Here is a 19,302-nt window from a genome sequence, read left to right on the forward strand (position 1 = left end):
GTTCTTAAATTAAATTTAAGGACTTTATGTCGAGCTAAAATGCTCAAGCAAGCTGTCTTCAATCAGGGAAATTTCTTGTTCGCTAAAGCCTAATAGTTCACGTTTGGCATATTTGACCCGTGGTGATTGACTATTGTGTTCGACCCGATCCACTAAACCAAACTGATGCACATTGGCAATCCGCGAAATACGTTCACTAAAACCAATTGCCACGCCTTGTGAGATCTTTTCAACCCGTAAAAACTGAGCATTCTTAATCTGATTAAACATCTTCTGGCGAATCTTGCCCTTACGCCCTCTCAGGTTTTTTCTTGGAATATAGCCTGAACCATCGGGGTTTTGCTGGCGCGTAATCCGTGAACGCTGGCTGGCACGGATTTTACGGGCAATTTTCAGGGCAAGCTTATTGCGCTCTTGCTCACTGACGTGGGCTAAAAGTGCAGTGAGATGTTCAGGGAGATAATCCAAATCAGCCATACGTCCCCACTATAAAGAATAATGCTGCTGTGGATCTGCCGATTGCCATGCAGCCAGCACAGAACCATCTTTGTTATACAAGGTAACCAGTGTTGAATCTTGAGCCTTTTGGTATTGTGGTTCGGCTGGATAGCTAATATTCAGGCTGCCATCATCTTGCTGTTTGACAACAACTCGTTCAGTGAGGGGTAATTGCACCACAAGATCTACTTTGTCGTTGGCGAGAATTTCGGCTTCAAAGGAAATGGCATTTTTGACCTGATCTAGATTGGTTAGCAACTCAGATTGATGAACCCGAACCCAGTCTAGTAAAGGCACACTAATCGCAGCCAAATCACCAGCATAATCGGTCAGAATTAAGGTGAGTTTGTAGGCATATTCAAAGGATAAGCCATTGGCTAAGGTACTGCGCAAATGCCCCTCATCCACAAACACCAGTAAACGGTCAGGATTGACCTTGAGTTCAGAAATGCTGCTGACTAAAAAGTCTTTGAGTTGCTGAGGTTTCTGCATGCCCAATCCCTCTTAGGCAACCTGTTGCACAGGATAAAGTGGGGCTAAATGATCCCATTCCGCTTGAAACTTGGCTTGATAACCCAGTTTTTTATAATTCGAGCCGTTATACAGGGTAAAAACTGCATCCCAGTTTTCAGTGCGTAATGCATCCAGCAAGGTCACTTTTTTACTGTTGACTGTACCCGACTTCCATTCAATAAAACGGATAAAGGCTTCAAGCTGGAGCGATTCACTACAATATTGCTGATCAACAAAATCCTGTACCGAACTATAGCCCAAGTCTTTCCAGTTCTCGCCCATAATCTGGAACTGCCCCCAGCTGGCTGACTGTAAAGCACATTCAACATCAATCTGTTTTGCAAGCTCTAAACGTACATATTCCGCTTCGTTACCCTGATAACCACCCGTTGCAGTATTCACAATATTCGGATACTTCTGTATTAGTTCATTGGCACGACTTAGGCTAAATTTTTGTTTCAGATAGGCATACATACGATGGCGTTCAAACAGAATCTTGGGTTTACCATTGCTGAGAAAACCTAGCCCACGCCCTTCTACCGCACCAAACACCCGAATCGCCAATTCTGAAACTTTTAAACGAGTAGCGGCTTGCTGGTAATCGCTGTCTTTAAGCAACTTACTGACATCTGTGCCATTAATTGCAGTCAAGGTCTTATCCCCAACTTTGCCATCAGCCACCAAGCCCAGTTTTTTCTGAAATTGCATCACCGCATATTCTGTGCCTGCACCAAAATCACCATCGGCTGCCAGTGCTTTACCCTTTGCATCAGCATAGCCCAAACGACTGAGGGCTTTTTGCAGTGCAAGGACTTCAGCACCTTTGGAACCAAATTTTAAAATCATAATGACTTACTCCGAAAAATCACAGCAATGTTGCCCTTTGCCCGAAATACAATCACAAACAGCACCAGCGCAAAAAATGCATCCCAGATGGTGACTGGATCTTTATAGAAAATAATGTTGATGCTTTGCCCAAACAGCGCGGCAATCAAAATGAAGGCAACCATTTCATGTAGGCGCTGATGCACAGTGGCATTACTGTCAAAACAGATGATGCGTAAAGCAATCAACACGTATAAAACGACGGCAATCACGGAATAGAGAATTTCAAGCATGGTTTAGTCCTTCCCTTTCGGTTTTTTGGAAAAAATGGATGCAAGATCAATCAGTTTTCCACTGAGTATGCCCAAAACATCAGCAAGAGAAGCACCCTCTAACCACGCTAAAACTTTCTGTAAAATGACGATGGCCACCAGTGAAACCATAAATGCCCCTGTCGCATGGCTATCAATCAAAGTACGGTTCACTACTTCAGGCGAGAGTAAATAACCAATTGCCGTGGACAATAAAAATGAAATGATGCGTTTTTGATAACTGACGTTTTGAGTATAAAAAGCAATAAAAGCTGCGCCAATGACTGCACCAAAAAGTGCGTCACCGTTGACGAATGGCAGCATGGAAACTGCCCCTGCACCTGCGGTAATTGCCACGGTTGTTGTTGGATCTGGCATAGTTAATCCCATAAATTGATGCTGTGTTGGATATTTTGGGGAGAATCAAGATCAGGTAGCAGCACATCGGTGCCGATGGGTAAAATCACGCCCAGCTCATCCAATTGAGGATTAGCACTGAGGACTTGCTCCACTACACCTGTGCTGCGTCCGTAATAACGCCAGCAAATACTATCGATAGTGTCATTCTGAATAGACTTGATGCTTTTGCTCATATCAGCTCCACCACAGAATGGTTTTCACCTTTGAGCTGTTGAATTGCCCACTGTTTATTGCGACGGTATTCATCAATACTGCTGCGAACTTCTTCAGCGCGTTTATTGCCTGAATTAGTGCTGTCATAACTGCTATATTTCTCGGCAATCTTGGCAGCGACACCATTCGACACTGCGGAAAAATACAGAATTTCCGTATCAGCTTTGCCATCCAGTTGCGTGCTTGCCAAGTCGGCTAAACGCATGTTTGGCTGTACCAGAATGGCCAGTAAGCGATTGACATCGATGATTTCCTCAAGCACGGCCTGTTTGACACGAGCTTCCGTCACAGAGCCATCAATACGCACTTCGGCACGAATATCTTCTAAAGCAATCTCAGGGAAAAAATTCCCATTAGAAATTTTAAGGCTGCTGGGCGTGCTGAGATGACCATTTGCCACAAATGACATGATTGTCCCCTAAATGAATCAGGGCGCTGGTGGGAACAATGGCTCTATGAAGATTTACTGTGTCGTAAGATCACGACCATTGTTCGCCAGCGCGGTGCGTGGCACGGGTTAAGATGCAGCGGCATCATCTGTTGAGGTTGGAACAGCAGGTTGTAACTGCTCCACCAGTTTTGTGGCTTGAGTCAAGTCCTGACGACCTCGGCATTTGTCATCTAGCACCAAAGCTTGCTCAAGGTATTTTTTGGCAAGAGCCGCATAGACAGCATCTTGTTCGGATTCATCTGTAATCAATGCCAAGTTAGCTTTGCCCAGTGCTAGATAGAGCTTGGCGCGTACTTCGTCAGGCATATCTCGAACATCGGTTGGCAATTCAGCGTTATTCACCAAGTTTTCTAACTGATTCAGAATCTGAATATCGACCACTTGTTCCGTGCGTAGTTGTTTTAAGAAAGCATTGGCAATTTCTTCAGTCACAAAAGTACATGGGGTACGTTCAAAGCGGTCAGGTAATGCCAAGTTACCCTCTAGAACATAAGCTGCAATTTCAAGGGCTTTGCTGTAGTTGGCAATATCGATACACCACACCAACATGGTAGTGACCACAAGATCCTGAACTTTAGGACGTGCTGCCAAAATGCCATCCACATACGCTAAATGCTGCTGGATTAACTCCTGCTTTAAACTGATCTTATTGGTGGTGGACTGGATCTGCTTTAAACGTGCTAGATCATTATTCAGTTGCAATAACTGTTGCTCATAAGCACCCAGATTTTGCATCGTGCCAAACTCGCTCGCCTGTGTGGCTGCGGTTTGAGCTTGATGCTTAAGGAAATGTCGTCGGGTAATATTCATAGATTATTTCCCTTAAGCCATCACGATTTTTTCAGCCATTGCGGCTAAGCCCAAATCTTCAATGTAATAGTCTTCATTCGAAGATTCATAGTTTTCGATCTGGTCACGTTTTGGGTTATCAATCACGGTGCGACGACGCGCGCCTTCTTGCACATAAATCGACAAGTTATCGAAAGTAGTCACCAACAAGGCATCTTGCGGGAAAAATGGCACGGCATAGACAGGGAGGTTGCCCATACGTTTCTGGCTAATAATGATATCGGCTGCCAGTTTTTCACTGTTGTCCTGATTTTTGTTGACCAATGGAAAGTATTTGTCTGCCTGCAATTTACGGTTACAGATCACCACCAGATCAGGGTTATCCTGATGTACTTCATCAATCATTTCGTCGCTGAGGCTCATCACCAGCGCATCGAGGTTTTCAAAGTCGCCACCTGCACCAATTGTGATTTTATCTGAGGCTACACCTGAGCTAAGAACACGCGCTTGGTTTTCTTCACGCATTTTTTGCAGCCAGCCTTTGTTGACGTCCTGCAAGAGTGGATTAGCAACAATATCGGTATTACTGGCAAAGCTGGTGCCGTTAAAGCCAATCATGATGCGGTCAAGCGCCTGACGTTTGACAATCTGACCACGGAAACGTGCATAAAAATCTTTGAATTTTGCCCACTGATCCAACTTGGCGTATTTGATCGCGGTATCAAAATCAGTTTTACGACAGAAGTAAAAACGCTCATCCATGCTCGTTGGATCGGTTGCCTGACGTTCTTTATTGTCAGTATTGGTACGAGATGCCACAGGACGAGTGATGCCTAAACCTACGGATGAGCCAGATTGCTCAGGCACCACAAAGATGTTAATTCGTTTTAGGAATTCGGAAGATTCTTGGATTTTATCTTCCAGTTTTTGCTGAATGGTTGGACTAACGGTAAATTTAACTTCTACCGAAGAAACGCCATTGAGCTTGGCTAGTTCGCCCATGACCTTGTTGTATTTTTGACGGGTAAGTGTACGCATAGTATTTACTCAATTCTTTGAAATTCTTAGGATTAACAATCCACAACATCGGTATCTTGGCTAAACTGACTGTTGCTAATTTTTGGGCGTGGTGGGTTTTGTGGTTCTTGATCCAGTTGGTTTTTCATTTCATTAAATTCTGTTTCAAGTGCGCTAAATTTGTCTTTTAACGCATCCACTTCCTGACCTTGTGCTGCGGTCTGCCCTGCAATTTCTAAAATTGCAGTTTCGTTTTGAGAGAAATTTTCGGCATGTTGCTGGTCTTGCTTGCTAAACATCTGTTTGATCTTGTCAATCAAAGACGGTTTTTCACTGACTTCCACAAACTCAAACTGCACTTCCTGTGCAGCACTAAACAGATTTTCAGGACGCTGTTTTTTATCAGCAAATGGATTGACCTGAGCGCCTGCAGCAAACTGCAACATTTCTGTACCCAGTGATGCAGGGCTATCGGTTACCGCTAAACCGACCAAATAGGCTTGCCCTGTTTTAGCAAAGTTTGGATCGACTTCAATCGAGGTATAAATTTTTTGGTTGTTCTGATTAAGGGTAATCAGGTTGTCATTGGGTTGAATCTCAGCAAATAGCGCATCTTTTTCTTCACCGTTGATGGTGACTTTTTCAGTTTTTAGCGCCAAAACATCGCCATACGCCCCGAACATGCTGTTCGGCATGGCTGAACGGTAATGCTCGACATTGATACGTGCGCCATAGGTTTGTGGGTTATAGCTTTGCGCCATCTGGGTAATCCAGTCGGCTGAAATTTCACGACCATCGGTGGTGTCCCCAGCGACAGCGACTCGAAACCATTTCGATTTCAATTTTTTTTGTTGCGTACTCATACGGTTGTACCTGTTGAAAGAGGGCAATTTTTCAATAGGTGCAGAATGGGCAATACAGCCGCAATGTCGCAACCGAGAAAAGTTTTTAAACTCCGTTTAAGAACTCAAACATGCTGATAAAAAGCCATTGGGCTGCCAATGTTGCACTCAAAATGCAACTATCCCTTGGACATGAACGATTTATCACCGATTGCAAACCTCGCACTCATTCTCGACAACAAGCTCAAAGCCAAGTTTTTGTACTGGTTGGGCTGGAAAATTGTCGATATTGCCCAAGCAATGGATGAAAAAGAGCGGACTGTTCAGGCATGGAAAACCCGTGAGGAATGGGACAAGGAAAAGCCTGAAAATCGGATTGAGGAAGCTTTGGTTGTCAAACTGATGACCCTGATTCTTAAGAATAAAAAGACCAGTGGTGATGCCAAAGAAATTGATTTGTTAATGCGCCAGTATGAACGCTTTGCCCGTATTGAAAAATATCGGGATGGGGGTGGTGAAGCGGATCTTAATCCAAATATTCGTAAACGGCATGAAGCCCCTCGCAAGAAAAAACAAAACGAGTTTACTGAAGCGGAAGTCGAGCAACTGATTACCAGCTTTGAAGAAAGCCTGTTTGACTATCAATACCAGTGGTACAAAGCATCAGATCAGCGCACCCGAACCATTCTAAAAAGCCGTCAGATTGGCGCAACATGGTACTTTGCCCGTGAGGCCTTGGTTGATGCTTTAAAAACAGGTCATAACAAAATTTTCCTGTCAGCATCCAAAGCCCAAGCCCATATTTTTAAAGACTATATTAAAGGTTTTGCTGCTGAAGCCTGTGATGTAGAACTGACAGGCGATCCAATCCTGTTACCCAATGGTGCAAGCATGACTTTTTTAGGAACCAATGCCCGAACCGCACAGGGGCATCATGGGGACTTTTATTTCGATGAGTTCTTCTGGACATACGGTTTTAATGAACTCAATAAAGTTGCTTCGGCAATGGCATTACACAAGAAATGGCGAAAAACTTACTTTTCTACCCCATCGACCATCACCCACCAAGCCTATGACTTTTGGACAGGTGAACGCTTCAACAAACGCAAATCCCAAGAGCACAAAATCAAAATTGATGTTTCTCATAATGCCCTAAAAAACGGGCGCTTATGCGAAGACAAAATGTGGCGGCAGATTGTCACCATTTTGGATGCTGAAGCGGGTGGTTGTGACCTATTTGATATTGATGATTTGCGCTTTGAATATTCACCAGAGGAATTTGAAAATCTGTTGATGTGTCAGTTTATTGATGATGGCGCATCGGTTTTCCCGCTTGAAATGCTCCAGCCCTGCATGGTGGATTCATGGGAAGTTTGGGCTGATTTTTATAAACCTTTTCATATTCGCCCGTATGCAAACCGCCCTGTCTGGGTAGGCTACGACCCTGCTTTAAATGGAGATAGTGCAGGCTTGGTGGTCGTTGCCCCGCCAACGGTTTTGGGTGGCAAGTTTAGGGTACTAGAACGTCATCAACTCAAAGGAGATGACTTTGCCCAACAAGCTGAATTTATTCGACAAATCACCTTGCGTTATGTGGTGACTTATATCGGGATTGATATTACAGGCATGGGTACGGGTGTGGCTCAGCTGGTTAAACAATTCTTTCCAAACCTGACCCAGTTTAGTTATTCCCCAGAGGTCAAAACCCGCCTTGTCATGAAAACAATGGATGTGATTCGACATGGGCGGCTGGAGTTCGATGCAGGCTGGACAGACCTGACACAATCCCTAATGAGCATTAAAAAGACCCTGACTGCCAGCCAGCGCCAAATGACCTTTACCGCAGGACGTTCCGAAGAAATTGGACACGCGGATCTGGCTTGGGCGCTGATGCACGCCATTCACAATGAACCACTTGAGGGACAAACCACAATGAATCAATCAATTATGGAGATTTACCAATGAATCCCTTAACCATTGCCAAAAAGCTGATGAACTCGGCATTTCAGCAATTACCTGACTCGGTACAATCTACCATGCCACAAGCCCCGTCACGGACAGAAGCTTTTACCTTTGGCGACCCTGTACCTGTGTTAAATGGCAATGAGCTATCAGATTATTTGGAATGTTGGTTCAATGGCCGATGGTTTGAACCGCAGTTTAGCTTGGCAGGTTTATCTAAATCTTATCGGGCAACACCTTATTTAAGCAGTGGTATTGTGTTCAAACGCAATTTTTTAGCCAATTTATTTACACCGCACCCACTTTTATCTCGTAAAGCCTTTGAACAGATTTCACTGGACTTTATTTGGTGTGGCAATGCTTACCTTGAACGAGTGAATTCTCGTTTAAACAGAACCCTTCTTTTTCAGCCTGTTTTAGCCAAATATGTGCGGGTTGGGGAAAATAATCAGTATTACATGCTGAACAATAGCTATTTGGGCAATGAAGAATGGTTGTTTCAACAAGGGTCGATTTGTCAGATCCGCGAAACCGATATTGATCAGGAAATTTATGGTGCGCCTGAATACCTTGCCACCTTACAAAGCGCATGGCTGAATGAATCAGCTACCCTGTTCCGTCGTAAATACTATAACAACGGTTCACATGCGGGTTTTATTATGTATGTGAATGATGCTGCCAGCGATCCCAACGATATTGAAAAACTCAGAACAGCACTAAAAGACAGTAAGGGACCAGGGAACTTCCGCAACCTGTTTTACTATGCACCTAATGGTAAAAAGGATGGAATTCAGATTATTCCTGTATCGGAAATTGCGGCAAAGGATGACTTTGCCAATATTAAATCCATTACCCATGATGATATTTTGGCGGCACTACGTATTCCACCACAACTGATGGGCATCGTCCCCACCAATACTGGTGGTTTCGGCTCAATCAAGGATGCGGCTGAAGTATTTTACCAAAATGAAATCGTGCCGATTCAATCGCGTATGATGCAACTGAATGAATGGGCGGGTGAAGAAATCATTCGGTTTAAGGACTATAAAATTCAAAATGTTGCATAGAAAAAGCCCATCATTTGATGGGCCTTTGATTCAATCAGCATCGTTCTAAAAATTGAACTCGACCACGTAATTTGGATAATCCTTATTATCTAAGACACCACCACCTTCAACTATAAGTGCCTCTTTTATAATAGAAACTAATTCACTATAAGCATAACCATGTAGACCTTGTGGCGTATAGCTCAAGAGCTTTTCCCATTTATAGTGATGTATTTCACTATCCATATAATGTCGAAAATTAGCATCTGGTAATAATTCAAACCTAAACTGCTGTCCTTTAATCCTCAGCATAATACTTTCTGAGTAATCTCCATCAACCCGTATTTGCCATCCTTTTCCTTTTATCCAAAACTGGATGTCTCTTTGCTTATCAATCAGCCAATGTGTCACATTTACATGGTTGATCATTCTTGCTTGTTCATCTAACCATTCAACTTCAAAACTCATTTTTGTACCTTGATTCGGTGTAAAGCTTTAACCAAATAAATTATTATAATTCAGTATTTTACAATACAGGTAAATGAATGTTCGGGTGAAGAAATCATTCGGTTTAAGGACTATAAAATTCAAAATGTTGTATAGATAAATCCCATAATATTTTTCTGTCTTTAAAAATTAAATTTAACAACAAATTCTATTATATGTTTATTGGCTAAACGCCCTGCACCCCATGCACTCAGTGCTTCCTTCAAATACCTAATGACTTCATCTTTTTCAAGTGAACTTCTTTCATCAATGTCACATGAAATTAACTTATCCCATTTTATAATATAAGGTTTTTCTTTTATATTTTTAGAGCCTTCCTCAGGTTCTAAAATAAACTCAAATAACTCATGATTGATATCCAAATAAAATTTCCAATGATAATTTCCTTCAGAAATTGGCATCCAGTGCCCAGCAGCCAATCCACCCCATATAGCAATATTGCGCTCCCTATCAATACACCATTCTTTGGGAAATTTTCCATTTAACTCAGGATATATTTCTTTATTTAAATCAGTTATTTCTTCAAAAACAAAACCCATAATTTAGCTCATTTTTCTATATTAGATAGACGTCTTTTATAAGTCAAAAACATTCAAATTTGATATGGAATCTAACTGCAAGATTAATGCTTTTCAAGCATAATCGACCCATGAAATATCTCGACTTTTACAAGCTTCCTAAAACTCAATTCAAGCGACATACAGGCACTTCATAGTCAACCTTTGGTTCAATCCTTGAATATCCACCATTTCATAAATTGTAATTAGTAACAACGGAAAGCCTCATTTCCAATGGGGCTTTTTTATTGAGTCAAATCCCTTTACGAAATTTATAACCCCAGAGTTATTGTACACTTATAACTCTAGGGTTATAATTCATCATCGAATCTAGAGAAAGGAATATGAAAAGTCTGGATTTAATCAAAATGATTGAAGCAGACGGTTGGTATGAAGTCAGGGTTACAGGCAGCCATCATCACTTTAAACACCCCACAAAAAAGGGGTTGGTGACTGTACCTCACCCCAAAAAAGACTTACCAGCAGGCACTGTAAAAAGCATTTTGAAACAAGCAGGTCTGGCATGATCTGCTACAAAATCGACTTTTTAAGCCTTAGACAATGAGGTAATTAAAAATGTTATATCCCGTTGCGATTGAGAAAGGGTCAGATACCGAAGCCTTTGGTGTTCAAGTTCCTGATATTGCAGGCTGCTTTTCCGCAGGCGATACCTTTGAGGAAGCCTTGGAAAATGTGAAGCAAGCGATTGCAGGCCACTTAGAGATCTTGGCGGAAGATGGCGAGGAGATCCCTTTAGCCTCAAGCATTGACCGTTTTATGAATGCCGAAGATTACAAAGGGTTGATCTGGGCAATTGTAGATGTCGATGTCAGCCGCTACTTGGGTAAAGCCAAAAAAATCAATGTGACTTTACCAAGTCGTTTAATTCAGCTGATTGATGAACGTCTGAAACATGACCCACGATTTGCATCTCGTTCTGCGTTCTTGGCAGAAGGTGCAGAGAATCTGTTACGCACACATTAAACCATCTATTGATCGAAACTGCCTCATCACTTGATGGGGCTTTTTTTCGCTCAAAATTCTCAAATAGACCAGCCTAACCTAGCGCCGCGCAGTTGCCCACCCACCTGCGGTTCGTTTAAATGGCTCTGTTTTACTGCATCCAAGCTGCACCATAGGATTGCGCTCTAAAGCTGATGTTCTCAAAGGTTTCACGTCCTCTTTTTAGGTTTTTTGAATACTGCATTTCACTGCAAAACATACATTTTTGAAAAACTGGAGTTTTAAGGGTTGGGAATGCCCGAATTGCGTAAGTTTTTCAGGTTAACTTCGGGGTTTGGAATTGCCGATGGTGAAACTTCGTGGGTAATGGCAAATTCACCGCGTGCTGTAAAACCGCAAAATACGTTTTCGCAGTAGAAATATGCCACGCGAAATAAATCATGTTCTTGGCGGCTATTGGTTTGTTTTAAGCGTGAGCCACAGTGTGGGCATTTAAATAAGCATCGAGTCATGATTTTCCTCTTTTTTAATTCAGTGATTGTATGGGTTCGCATAAATACGCGTTATTTGGCGCATACAGCATGTTTTTTCTTTTTTGGTACAAGTCGTGCAGCAACCTCGTTTAAAACGCCTGAGAAGCCAACCTGATGCAAATATGGCTCTAATTTTTTGGCTTCGCTTGGGTTTTGTAGTTTTTGAGCCAATCTGATGGCAAGTTGGTCGTAGGTTTCTGTGCCTTGTGCGTATTTGGTTGCGATTTCAGGGAGCAGTGAGAGTTTTTTGGCAAATGCCTGAATTTGTTTTTCAGACAAGCCTGTTGCTTTGTTGCTGGATTTGCCTGCTTGTGGTTTTTCGGTTTGCGGTTGGTACTTGCTCATGTTGCGAAGTAACCAGTCGGCAAACAGGTAGTGCATGACCGCAGGGTTGTGTTTTTTGTCGGCATTGAAGTTTTCAAATGCACTAAGTTCCCGTTCAAACCACTTGGCAGTTTTGATGTGCTCGATGGTTTCTGAATCTGTTGCCAACTCCAATTCTTTTTTCAAAATTTTTAGCGAAAGCCAGCTATTTTTATTTTTAGATTCTATTGGGAGGTTACTTGATAGATTCTGCGTCCCAAATTTGGGACTGTTCAGAGTACCGTTTTTGGGACTGTTCAAAGTACCAATTTCGGTACTGTTCCGTTTTTGGGACTGTTTCAATTTAGGTGTGCTTTCTTCACGCCCAACGACATTTAAAAGTTTATAAACTTTGACTTGTTTGGTTGCTCCTTTACGTTCACCTGTATCTCGAATAAGACCGAGTTCAATCAGCTCACTGACTACTTTAACAACCGTTTTTCTATTCAATAGCGTATCTTGAACCAATCGTTCATAACTTGGAAAACAGGTGTGATCTTCCCCTGCCCGATCTGCCAGTGACAATAAAACGAGGCGTTGGGGTGCTGTGTTTACAGGGGCTTTCCAAGCCCATAAAGTTGCGTCTAAGCTCATTCTTTACCTACTTACTTTTAAAGCTCAAATCCGCTTTAACTTTCCCGTTTGTTCTAATTTGCAAAATAGCTTGGGTGTTTTCTGGAATACCTTTTGAACGCCATTTACTGATTGCTCCCCGTGTTTTTTCTAAGATTCTTGCTAAATCAGAATCACGGTTAACTTTGTAATATTTCTTTAGTTCATCCACCGTCATGTTTACCTCAATAACCCAAAAGTTTACCAAAATAAGTAAACCACAAGTTTACCAAAACTTCAATTTTTTTGTTTACTATTGGAAACATTAACCCATGGAATAAATGTCATGTATGAAGTTAGAGATCGAATTATTCAGAGAATGAAAGAGCTTAATTTGCGACAGGTAGATTTAATTAATTTAACTGGATTAAGCAAAGGAACTATTTCTAAGTGGATTTCAGGGACTAATACTCCTAGCAGTACAGCTCTCCCTCTCTTAGCAACAGCATTACAAACAACACCTGATTGGATCATAAAAGGAAAAGATATTGATTTTGAATCAAATAATAAAAATGATATTGAGTATAGCCATATTTCACTTAATGCAAATATAAGTACAGAATTAAGCCCTATTGCACTATCAAGAAGAAATAACACATTAAAATTATTAAAAAGTAATGGCTTGAACCAAAGACAATTAGCTGATGCTTTAAATATGAAAGCACCATTACTTAGTGCATATTTAGGTAAAAATCCAAAAAAATCGATTGGTAACGAAGTAGCTAAACGAATATGTGAATATTTTAAAATTGAGCCTATTGAGCTAGATATTGACCTTGATTACATCCAATCAAAATCTAATGAGGGAAATATTTTTGATAAAAATAACCTAAACAGTCAACAAAATTTTGTTAAAGTACCTTTCTACACAGATGCTAGAGCATCTTGTGGTTTAGGTTACTTTAACAATGATAATGTTCAAGATGTTGAGATGATAACGATTGATAAAAGCAAACTCGTAGATAGATATATAAACCCAAGTAATGTAAAGGTTTTACCTACAGATGGTGATTCAATGTTGCCCGCAATCCCACATGGAGCAAGGGTTTTTTTAGATACTTCAAGAAATACAATTGGGCGAGATGGCTCAATATATGCAATTTGTAGAGGTGGATTACTGTCTATTAAGCACCTTTTTAAGATGCCTAACGACAGCATTCGTATTGTCAGTGCAAATCCTGATAAGACACTTTACCCAGATATTATTCTCAATAAATCAGATATGGAAACAGAAAGTTTTCAGATTTTAGGGCAAGTTTTTCATGTAGATTATCCAATTCCGTTCTAAAATTTCATTTTTTGGTAAAGTCATGGTTAATTCTTGACTTTACCAGCTAAAAAAGGCGATTTTTTTGTAAAAAAACACTTAAATAAATTAACCAAAACAAGATATTTTAGGTTAAAAAATATCGATAAACATTAACCAAAAAAGTTACTATTAGGTAATTTATTGGTTATCTAAAGAAAATTTCATGCCTTTCAAAACTAAGATCAGTAAATTATGGTTATTCATTTCTTTTGTTGGTTTAACTACTGCTTATGTCTTTAAGCCTCCAGTAGAAATTCAATCAGATACTCACGCAACACAATTTTCTATTCAAAAAATGAATATTGCTGCTCATGAGGCAGTTCTTGCTACTGGTGACAATCATTTGCTGTATCTGAAATTTGAAGGTCAGCTAAAAAACGGTGAGCTTTTTGTGCAATATGTCCATCATGTAGAAGTAACAGACTTAAACGGCAAGCCTGTCGATGATTATGCTTTAGATCGGGAAGACTATGAGCAGGTGGTGAATGTTTTGGAGGGGGCGTAAAAAAAGCAGGAATGACCTGCTTTTTTATTAGGAATTAGCAAACTCGGAATTTTGCACCTGTATTGGCGTGAATATCTCACCTTATTTCACGTTGCTACAAGTTATGGCGTTTCAGAGCCGATAGCATCTCGAATTGTACGTCATGTTGAAGATTGTCTGATTCAGACTAAACTGTTTAATTTATGAAAGAGGTCTATTTATTCCTCTTATTTACTGTTATTTAAAGTTACATGCATTGACTTTGATTCCAAATTCAATTGGAAGACTTATACCTACATCATGTTGCATCTCAATAATTGACCGATACTTTCCTGCTAAAGAAATTTCCTCTTCTTTTCTATAAATGTGATTATAATTAGGAAAATTATCCCTAAAAAAAGAATTGTCTTGCTCATTAGCCCCATTTAATTGGTTTAAATTGACACTATAATCAAAATAATCCATTCGTTCCCCATTTTGATTTAAATTTCCGCTTTCTGATAGATTTTTAATATTTTCTGTTAATTTCTCATCAATAGAGTATTGATCACAGCATAATAAAGGTTCTCTAAAATCATAATAATTTAGATTAAGTATATATTTTGGATTTCTGATTTTATCTGCATAAATAAATCGATTGAAATAACCTTCCACAATGCGTATCTTTCTCTTAGGAAAATCTTGTGCCTTATAAAATACCATTGACGATACAGGAAAAACTTCTGCATAGGCACTTCCATATCCAAGATATGTCACTATAATAATTGTTGATTTAGGTGTGATATAAGGATCTAAAATATCATAGACATGTTTGGTCGTCTGTTTATACTGTTTTAATTCTTCATCTGAAACGCCATTATAATTTTCAGGTAATTTAACATTTTTCCCATCTGCAAAAATCTCTAAACGATTTTTTACTCCAGCAATCACATTAAAATTTTCTACAAATGATTTTTTGCGATCTGATTTTTTAATCATATCTATTAACATACCCATATCTTTAATATCGTATTTCGATAAATAAACAGCATCTGTAATATAATCTGAATTTGGCTCAGGTCTATACATCTCCCAAGCCCTATCGACAATCAGTTTTTTTGCATACTGTACTTTTAAAGAATCCATTTGGGTTAAATCTAAACTCTTATAAGAATAGCAATACTTATTTTTAGCAGATATAAATATATAAATTAAACATATTAAAAATATAATACATAATATCCAGTAAATTAATTTTTTCATCAAGGACTCCTTTTATTATTTACTAATTTTTTGGTCTCGCCTTTTCCACCTCAGCAAATAAACTAAATGTTTGATTAACACACCCGAAATCTACTGCCTGCTTGGATGGAACACTGTCACTACCCAAATTGAGTAAGAGTGACAATAGTATTGTTAAAACTAGCTAGCTAAAACTAACAATCTTTGCTGTTTTGCTATAGCCTTTTTGCAGGGTAAACCAAGAGAAAATAAGAGAGATAACAAAGATGCCTATAGCAAGAGGTATCGATACTTTTTTAGGTTGGATGTTGTTCATGATGTTTTTTTTATAAATTAAAGCAAAAACATATAGTAACATGATTTTATATTTTTATAAGATGCTGGGTAAAATCAAAATTCACCTTTAACATTTTTAATTTTTGTCATTAAACTTAACTTTATCCATAATCATAACTTAATAAATTACAATTAAAATACATGTATCAAACATGTATTTTAATTGTTTTTAAAAATTTATTTTATTCTATCTCATCTAATGAGCTTGCCATTTCCCCACTCTCGATATTCAATACACCACTTAATCAAACCAACTCAACAAAAAAACAATCATCATGAACTTTAAAAACTTACTCACTGCCTTACTTTTCGTGCCTACCATCGCTTCAGCCAACACATGCTACACAAAGTCCGATGCTCTAATAAAAGACCTGTACAAAACCTTTCCTGTGGATGGATCCAATACAACACAAGATGCAAGCCCTGCACTACTCAATCAATTCTTTTCCAAAAAGCTATCCAACCTCATTATCAAAGATGAAAAATGCGCAGAAAAAATACAGGGACTCTGTAATATTGAATTTAATATTTTGACTGCTGCTCAAGATGACCCAGACCAAAACAAATATAAAATATTACAAAGTGCCAAGACACTGGTAACAGTCCGACTTGAATATGACCATATCCCTAAATTTTTAGACTTCAAAATCAGCTCAAACTCTAAGTGCCTGTTGATTGAAGATATTGAATACGTCGATGACCAATTGAGTCTATTAAAAATTTTAAACAGAAAAGCTCCATAATGGGAAAATTTATGAAATTAGCAAAAACTTTTTTGTGTATTGTGATTGGGATTTTTATTCCATTAGTTTTATCCGCACTCTTATTATTATTTAGCTCTTCTATTTGGATCTTTCTACAGCATTATGAAAATTTCTTAATTAATCCAGATAGTGTTTTTTATGCAAGAACCTTCTCCTTGCTTTTATTGGGGTCTGTATTTTTTTCTGGGATTCAATCTATTCTTTATAGTTTAATTATGAACCTATCTGTTTTACCAAAGATGAAAAAAACCAAAAATATTATCCTAACAAGCAGCATGTTGGGTGGATTGTCTGGGCTAGGCATTCTTGTTTTTAATCTAATTTTCGATCGAAGTTTTCATTTTAGCTTTTCTTATTTATATATTGCTTTATTTGGGCTTGTTGTTGGTGCAATTTCTGGGTATTTACTATTAAAAATTAGATCTTTTCTCTTCTAACTTTTAGAATGGATAACACTACTTTAAATTTAAAATAAAACAAAAGTACATGTATTAAACAAGTAAAAAACAAGTGTACTACTTGTTTTTTACAACATTAAATTTTTCAGAAACTATTGATTTATATTCATCTTTACCAACAATTTTTTCACACTTTGCTAAAATTGTTTCACGAATAAAAGCATTGATTGATGTGTCACCAAGCTCAGAAAGCTTTGAAACGGCAGCCTCAATTGCTTTTAGCTCTTCAGGGAAAAGTGGTACGGTAATATTACGACCTTGCTTCGTGCGTGAACGCTCACGATTGCTTAAAGTGTTTGGCTCTAGCTCAACCTCACTCTTATTTCGGGTGGTGATTTTCTTGGTCTTAGACTCTGGAGCTTTTACATCCGAGTTTGCATCTTCAATAAAAGCTGTTTTCTCTCGGGCACGTTTAAATCTATCCAAGTCAGCCATAATTAAAGTACCTCAATCAAAAATTCATTAAACTCATCTTTTGCTTTACTGCTGCTCATTTCAGATACAGATTTCGCTTCCACAATCGCATCACGGAATTGCTTACGATCCTTAATCACAGTTTGCAAAAGTTTAAAGTTTGGATAGTCAGCAAGGTAAGCTTTGGCTTGTTCAATCTCACTACTTTTCGGATTGGTTGGCGCTTTGTTGATGACAATGTATGCTTCGAGTGTTGGATTATCTGTTTTGACCTTTTGAATCTTGTCTTCCAAATAAGGAATCACTTCCAGATCCAATAAACTTGCCTGAGTCGGTACAACCAACTTATCTGTTACCAATAATGCTTCACGAAAAACTTCCGAGTCCCGCCCAGCAATATCAATCAAGATAAAATCATAGTCTTCGACTTTCTTTTCTAGGGTATCAAGTAAGTTCTCATGAACTGCTATCGAGTCCAATTTGCTCTCACGAAAATCATTCCACTTATAAGCAGATCTCTGCTCATCCGCATCCACCAGAAGCGTCTTACCTTTATTCATTAAAGCTACAGCAATATTTGTCGCAATCGTGGTTTTACCCACGCCACCTTTACGATTTGCCACAGTAATAATAAGTGCCATACCTACTCCAAGTAGTTTTTTTATAAAATTATTATAGATGAATTTTAGTTTTTTAAAAGATGTTTTAAACAATTATAAAAAAACTAAAAATTAACTATTAAACATGTTCAATAGTTGTATATTTAATAATAAGTTATTGTTTTATTTAATATTAAATCCAACTCTTTTTAAGTCATTCATATGTTTAATCTGAAAATCAATATCATTTAATTTTGTAATTAATCTTATTTCCAAGTCACCATAACTTTCCCCAACTTCAGCATGTTTGGTCGCAAACTCATCATCATAGGCAAGCTTATTGGCAAACAATCGAATCTGTTTTTCTGTTAGACCACTAAATAGGTCTGGGGTGTCTTGATCTTTATCATCAATCACGTCCTTAATCGGCTTGGCTTTAAACTTAAACTGAAACCCTGTAATTGTTCGGCCAGTTTTAAACTGCTCATATTCAACCTGAATATCAGTGTATAGATTAATTTGCTTGATCGCAGGTTCAATAACAATCCGCTTTAGGTTATCCATACGTTGATATTCGCTGTCATCCAAGCCGATCTTTTCACGAAAATCCTCAATAGTCACAACAGGGGTCTTGCCAACCTCACGCCATGATATGAGAATTTCATAAAGTCGGATCGCATACTTACTGGTGAGCTGTGACACCTGCTTAAGTTGATAGCTGGTAAAGTGCTTTTCTAATCGCGTGATTAGCGGTACAACATCTGGAGCAAAGGTAAGTTCAATCACACCATGATTGTCTGCGTATGCAATTTTAGAGATCCAGCGTGATTTAACTATAAATTCCTTGTTTTCATCTGAGCGGTACTCTCGATATGAAAATTTTCGTTCAAATAATGTGTTATTGGCATTTTTCAGCGCTTCATAGGCAGTTTCGTTGGTAATGCCAAAACGCTGCGCATAATCCCGAGCATTGATACGAATCACTGTTTCAGAGGTAATACCTTGCCCATTTTCCCGAGCACTAACAATTGCAAGTAAAATAAGACGTTGTTCTGTTAATTCTAAGTTATAGCTCGCATTGATTAACGCATTATCTTTAACTACGAGTTCGTTTTTCATGTCACTATTGTTCATATTCAACATAGTTTCAACTATATCATACTTTAATGTAGTTAAAAGCAAGGAATTTATAGTGATATGACAAGGAATTTATAGTGATATGACAAGGAATTTATAGTGATATGACAAGGAATTTATAGTGATATAGGGCTTGAAAGCATTGCCATATAAGCCTT

Annotated in this window: 28 protein-coding genes; 9 read left to right on the plus strand and 19 right to left on the minus strand. The window is 38.9% G+C overall.

Annotation, left to right across the window (positions count from 1 at the left end; all coding sequences use genetic code 11):
• Window positions 1–24: 24 nt before the first annotated feature.
• The 10 genes from F975_RS15125 to F975_RS15170 all read right to left on the minus strand — a co-directional run bounded on the left by F975_RS15125 (window position 25) and on the right by F975_RS15170 (window position 5,900).
• The gene (locus F975_RS15125) at window positions 25–477 is read right to left on the minus strand and encodes a phage virion morphogenesis protein (protein ID WP_004755215.1); all 453 of its coding nucleotides are present in this window, start codon (window positions 475–477) and stop codon (window positions 25–27) included.
• A 9-nt stretch (window positions 478–486) separates the two neighbouring features.
• Window positions 487–990, minus strand: coding sequence for a phage tail protein (locus F975_RS15130; protein WP_004755217.1), 504 nt, complete (start codon window positions 988–990; stop codon window positions 487–489).
• A 12-nt stretch (window positions 991–1,002) separates the two neighbouring features.
• Window positions 1,003–1,857: an N-acetylmuramidase domain-containing protein gene (locus F975_RS15135; RefSeq protein WP_004755219.1), complete on the minus strand. Its 855-nt coding sequence runs from the start codon at window positions 1,855–1,857 to the stop codon at window positions 1,003–1,005.
• Window positions 1,854–2,129: a phage holin family protein gene (locus tag F975_RS15140; protein ID WP_004755221.1), complete on the minus strand. Its 276-nt coding sequence runs from the start codon at window positions 2,127–2,129 to the stop codon at window positions 1,854–1,856. Before F975_RS15140 ends, F975_RS15135 begins: the two co-directional genes overlap by 4 nt.
• 3 nt (window positions 2,130–2,132) lie before the next feature.
• Window positions 2,133–2,525, minus strand: coding sequence for a putative holin (locus F975_RS15145; protein WP_004755223.1), 393 nt, complete (start codon window positions 2,523–2,525; stop codon window positions 2,133–2,135).
• Window positions 2,526–2,527: 2 nt separating this feature from the next.
• Window positions 2,528–2,740, minus strand: a complete 213-nt coding sequence (locus F975_RS15150; protein WP_004755225.1) for a tail protein X — start codon at window positions 2,738–2,740, stop codon at window positions 2,528–2,530.
• Window positions 2,737–3,189, minus strand: coding sequence for a head completion/stabilization protein (locus F975_RS15155; RefSeq protein ID WP_004755227.1), 453 nt, complete (start codon window positions 3,187–3,189; stop codon window positions 2,737–2,739). The genes F975_RS15150 and F975_RS15155 overlap by 4 nt, the downstream gene beginning before the upstream one ends.
• A 108-nt stretch (window positions 3,190–3,297) precedes the next feature.
• Window positions 3,298–4,041 (minus strand): phage terminase small subunit, encoded by a 744-nt coding sequence (gene gpM / locus F975_RS15160; RefSeq protein WP_004755229.1) that lies wholly within the window; start codon window positions 4,039–4,041, stop codon window positions 3,298–3,300.
• A gap of 12 nt (window positions 4,042–4,053) precedes the next feature.
• Window positions 4,054–5,058 (minus strand): phage major capsid protein, P2 family, encoded by a 1,005-nt coding sequence (locus tag F975_RS15165; RefSeq protein WP_004755232.1) that lies wholly within the window; start codon window positions 5,056–5,058, stop codon window positions 4,054–4,056.
• Window positions 5,059–5,090: 32 nt separating this feature from the next.
• A complete protein-coding gene (locus F975_RS15170; RefSeq protein WP_004755233.1) occupies window positions 5,091–5,900 on the minus strand; it encodes a GPO family capsid scaffolding protein in 810 nt (269 codons plus the stop codon).
• Window positions 5,901–6,071: 171 nt separating this feature from the next.
• On the opposite strand from F975_RS15170, the gene F975_RS15175 reads away from it, so the two are divergent.
• Entirely contained in the window at window positions 6,072–7,844 is a 1,773-nt protein-coding gene (locus F975_RS15175; protein ID WP_004755235.1) for a terminase large subunit domain-containing protein, read from the plus strand.
• Window positions 7,841–8,908 (plus strand): phage portal protein, encoded by a 1,068-nt coding sequence (locus F975_RS15180; protein WP_004755238.1) that lies wholly within the window; start codon window positions 7,841–7,843, stop codon window positions 8,906–8,908. The genes F975_RS15175 and F975_RS15180 overlap by 4 nt, the downstream gene beginning before the upstream one ends.
• Window positions 8,909–8,953: 45 nt before the next feature.
• Here F975_RS15180 and F975_RS15185 read toward each other — a convergent pair whose 3' ends face one another.
• Window positions 8,954–9,355 carry a hypothetical protein gene (locus tag F975_RS15185; RefSeq protein WP_004755240.1) on the minus strand — a complete coding sequence of 134 codons (402 nt, stop codon included), beginning with the start codon at window positions 9,353–9,355 and terminating at the stop codon, window positions 8,954–8,956.
• A 161-nt stretch (window positions 9,356–9,516) separates the two neighbouring features.
• Complete coding sequence (locus F975_RS15190) at window positions 9,517–9,933, minus strand: hypothetical protein (RefSeq protein WP_004755242.1); 417 nt, start codon at window positions 9,931–9,933, stop codon at window positions 9,517–9,519.
• A 362-nt stretch (window positions 9,934–10,295) separates the two neighbouring features.
• Here F975_RS15190 and F975_RS15195 point away from each other — a divergent pair, with 362 nt between their 5' ends.
• Together F975_RS15195 and F975_RS15200 are read left to right on the plus strand one after the other, a co-directional pair.
• Window positions 10,296–10,478 (plus strand): type II toxin-antitoxin system HicA family toxin, encoded by a 183-nt coding sequence (locus F975_RS15195; protein ID WP_004755245.1) that lies wholly within the window; start codon window positions 10,296–10,298, stop codon window positions 10,476–10,478.
• Window positions 10,479–10,527: 49 nt separating this feature from the next.
• The gene (locus tag F975_RS15200) at window positions 10,528–10,935 is read left to right on the plus strand and encodes a type II toxin-antitoxin system HicB family antitoxin (protein WP_004755247.1); all 408 of its coding nucleotides are present in this window, start codon (window positions 10,528–10,530) and stop codon (window positions 10,933–10,935) included.
• Between the two features lie 260 nt (window positions 10,936–11,195).
• Here the strand turns inward: F975_RS15200 and F975_RS15205 are convergent, their stop codons facing one another.
• The 3 genes from F975_RS15205 to F975_RS15215 are packed head-to-tail and all read right to left on the minus strand — an operon-like array spanning window position 11,196 to window position 12,600.
• A complete protein-coding gene (locus F975_RS15205; RefSeq protein ID WP_004755249.1) occupies window positions 11,196–11,426 on the minus strand; it encodes an ogr/Delta-like zinc finger family protein in 231 nt (76 codons plus the stop codon).
• 51 nt (window positions 11,427–11,477) lie between these two features.
• A complete protein-coding gene (locus F975_RS15210) occupies window positions 11,478–12,404 on the minus strand; it encodes a helix-turn-helix domain-containing protein (RefSeq protein WP_004755251.1) in 927 nt (308 codons plus the stop codon).
• Window positions 12,405–12,411: 7 nt separating this feature from the next.
• A complete protein-coding gene (locus tag F975_RS15215) occupies window positions 12,412–12,600 on the minus strand; it encodes a Cro/CI family transcriptional regulator (protein ID WP_004755253.1) in 189 nt (62 codons plus the stop codon).
• 108 nt (window positions 12,601–12,708) lie between these two features.
• Here F975_RS15215 and F975_RS15345 point away from each other — a divergent pair, with 108 nt between their 5' ends.
• The 3 genes from F975_RS15345 to F975_RS16210 all read left to right on the plus strand — a co-directional run bounded on the left by F975_RS15345 (window position 12,709) and on the right by F975_RS16210 (window position 14,422).
• Entirely contained in the window at window positions 12,709–13,710 is a 1,002-nt protein-coding gene (locus F975_RS15345; protein WP_004755256.1) for a helix-turn-helix domain-containing protein, read from the plus strand.
• Window positions 13,711–13,894: 184 nt separating this feature from the next.
• Window positions 13,895–14,236: a hypothetical protein gene (locus F975_RS15225; RefSeq protein WP_004755257.1), complete on the plus strand. Its 342-nt coding sequence runs from the start codon at window positions 13,895–13,897 to the stop codon at window positions 14,234–14,236.
• Between the two features lie 51 nt (window positions 14,237–14,287).
• Window positions 14,288–14,422: a transposase family protein gene (locus F975_RS16210; RefSeq protein ID WP_171063195.1), complete on the plus strand. Its 135-nt coding sequence runs from the start codon at window positions 14,288–14,290 to the stop codon at window positions 14,420–14,422.
• 30 nt (window positions 14,423–14,452) lie between these two features.
• Here F975_RS16210 and F975_RS15230 read toward each other — a convergent pair whose 3' ends face one another.
• On the minus strand, window positions 14,453–15,457 hold the full coding sequence (locus F975_RS15230) for a hypothetical protein (protein ID WP_004755260.1): 1,005 nt from the start codon (window positions 15,455–15,457) through the stop codon (window positions 14,453–14,455).
• A 590-nt stretch (window positions 15,458–16,047) separates the two neighbouring features.
• Here F975_RS15230 and F975_RS15235 point away from each other — a divergent pair.
• Together F975_RS15235 and F975_RS15240 are read left to right on the plus strand one after the other, a co-directional pair.
• Entirely contained in the window at window positions 16,048–16,515 is a 468-nt protein-coding gene (locus F975_RS15235) for a hypothetical protein (protein ID WP_004755261.1), read from the plus strand.
• Window positions 16,516–16,526: 11 nt separating this feature from the next.
• Window positions 16,527–16,973, plus strand: coding sequence for a hypothetical protein (locus F975_RS15240; protein WP_004755263.1), 447 nt, complete (start codon window positions 16,527–16,529; stop codon window positions 16,971–16,973).
• Between the two features lie 78 nt (window positions 16,974–17,051).
• On the opposite strand, the gene F975_RS15245 is transcribed toward F975_RS15240, so the two are convergent.
• The 3 genes from F975_RS15245 to repM form a co-directional block, all read right to left on the minus strand.
• A complete protein-coding gene (locus tag F975_RS15245) occupies window positions 17,052–17,429 on the minus strand; it encodes a hypothetical protein (protein ID WP_004755266.1) in 378 nt (125 codons plus the stop codon).
• Between the two features lie 2 nt (window positions 17,430–17,431).
• Window positions 17,432–18,049, minus strand: coding sequence for an AAA family ATPase (locus F975_RS15250; protein WP_004755268.1), 618 nt, complete (start codon window positions 18,047–18,049; stop codon window positions 17,432–17,434).
• A gap of 141 nt (window positions 18,050–18,190) precedes the next feature.
• Window positions 18,191–19,126: a replication initiation protein RepM gene (repM, locus tag F975_RS15255; RefSeq protein ID WP_034426449.1), complete on the minus strand. Its 936-nt coding sequence runs from the start codon at window positions 19,124–19,126 to the stop codon at window positions 18,191–18,193.
• Between the last annotated feature and the right edge of the window lie 176 nt (window positions 19,127–19,302).

The sequence above is a fragment of the Acinetobacter brisouisimilis genome (genome assembly GCF_000368265.1).
GTDB lineage: Bacteria > Pseudomonadota > Gammaproteobacteria > Pseudomonadales > Moraxellaceae > Acinetobacter.

Bases quoted from the DNA above. Each gene is read 5' to 3' on its own strand.
- F975_RS15165 (WP_004755232.1), bottom strand. From the start codon at position 5,058: ATGCGTACACTTACCCGTCAAAAATACAACAAGGTCATGGGCGAACTA.
- F975_RS15180 (WP_004755238.1), top strand. From the start codon at position 7,841: ATGAATCCCTTAACCATTGCCAAAAAGCTGATGAACTCGGCATTTCAG.
- F975_RS15230 (WP_004755260.1), bottom strand. From the start codon at position 15,457: ATGAAAAAATTAATTTACTGGATATTATGTATTATATTTTTAATATGT.
- F975_RS15195 (WP_004755245.1), top strand. From the start codon at position 10,296: ATGAAAAGTCTGGATTTAATCAAAATGATTGAAGCAGACGGTTGGTAT.
- F975_RS15145 (WP_004755223.1), bottom strand. From the start codon at position 2,525: ATGCCAGATCCAACAACAACCGTGGCAATTACCGCAGGTGCAGGGGCA.
- F975_RS15175 (WP_004755235.1), top strand. From the start codon at position 6,072: ATGAACGATTTATCACCGATTGCAAACCTCGCACTCATTCTCGACAAC.
- F975_RS15200 (WP_004755247.1), top strand. From the start codon at position 10,528: ATGTTATATCCCGTTGCGATTGAGAAAGGGTCAGATACCGAAGCCTTT.
- F975_RS15190 (WP_004755242.1), bottom strand. From the start codon at position 9,933: ATGGGTTTTGTTTTTGAAGAAATAACTGATTTAAATAAAGAAATATAT.
- F975_RS15235 (WP_004755261.1), top strand. From the start codon at position 16,048: ATGAACTTTAAAAACTTACTCACTGCCTTACTTTTCGTGCCTACCATC.
- F975_RS15225 (WP_004755257.1), top strand. From the start codon at position 13,895: ATGCCTTTCAAAACTAAGATCAGTAAATTATGGTTATTCATTTCTTTT.
- F975_RS15215 (WP_004755253.1), bottom strand. From the start codon at position 12,600: ATGACGGTGGATGAACTAAAGAAATATTACAAAGTTAACCGTGATTCT.
- F975_RS15205 (WP_004755249.1), bottom strand. From the start codon at position 11,426: ATGACTCGATGCTTATTTAAATGCCCACACTGTGGCTCACGCTTAAAA.
- F975_RS15150 (WP_004755225.1), bottom strand. From the start codon at position 2,740: ATGAGCAAAAGCATCAAGTCTATTCAGAATGACACTATCGATAGTATT.
- F975_RS15185 (WP_004755240.1), bottom strand. From the start codon at position 9,355: ATGAGTTTTGAAGTTGAATGGTTAGATGAACAAGCAAGAATGATCAAC.
- F975_RS15250 (WP_004755268.1), bottom strand. From the start codon at position 18,049: ATGGCACTTATTATTACTGTGGCAAATCGTAAAGGTGGCGTGGGTAAA.
- F975_RS15240 (WP_004755263.1), top strand. From the start codon at position 16,527: ATGAAATTAGCAAAAACTTTTTTGTGTATTGTGATTGGGATTTTTATT.
- F975_RS15135 (WP_004755219.1), bottom strand. From the start codon at position 1,857: ATGATTTTAAAATTTGGTTCCAAAGGTGCTGAAGTCCTTGCACTGCAA.
- F975_RS15245 (WP_004755266.1), bottom strand. From the start codon at position 17,429: ATGGCTGACTTGGATAGATTTAAACGTGCCCGAGAGAAAACAGCTTTT.
- F975_RS15210 (WP_004755251.1), bottom strand. From the start codon at position 12,404: ATGAGCTTAGACGCAACTTTATGGGCTTGGAAAGCCCCTGTAAACACA.
- F975_RS15345 (WP_004755256.1), top strand. From the start codon at position 12,709: ATGTATGAAGTTAGAGATCGAATTATTCAGAGAATGAAAGAGCTTAAT.
- F975_RS15170 (WP_004755233.1), bottom strand. From the start codon at position 5,900: ATGAGTACGCAACAAAAAAAATTGAAATCGAAATGGTTTCGAGTCGCT.
- F975_RS15155 (WP_004755227.1), bottom strand. From the start codon at position 3,189: ATGTCATTTGTGGCAAATGGTCATCTCAGCACGCCCAGCAGCCTTAAA.
- F975_RS15130 (WP_004755217.1), bottom strand. From the start codon at position 990: ATGCAGAAACCTCAGCAACTCAAAGACTTTTTAGTCAGCAGCATTTCT.
- F975_RS15140 (WP_004755221.1), bottom strand. From the start codon at position 2,129: ATGCTTGAAATTCTCTATTCCGTGATTGCCGTCGTTTTATACGTGTTG.
- F975_RS15125 (WP_004755215.1), bottom strand. From the start codon at position 477: ATGGCTGATTTGGATTATCTCCCTGAACATCTCACTGCACTTTTAGCC.
- gpM (WP_004755229.1), bottom strand. From the start codon at position 4,041: ATGAATATTACCCGACGACATTTCCTTAAGCATCAAGCTCAAACCGCA.
- repM (WP_034426449.1), bottom strand. From the start codon at position 19,126: ATGAAAAACGAACTCGTAGTTAAAGATAATGCGTTAATCAATGCGAGC.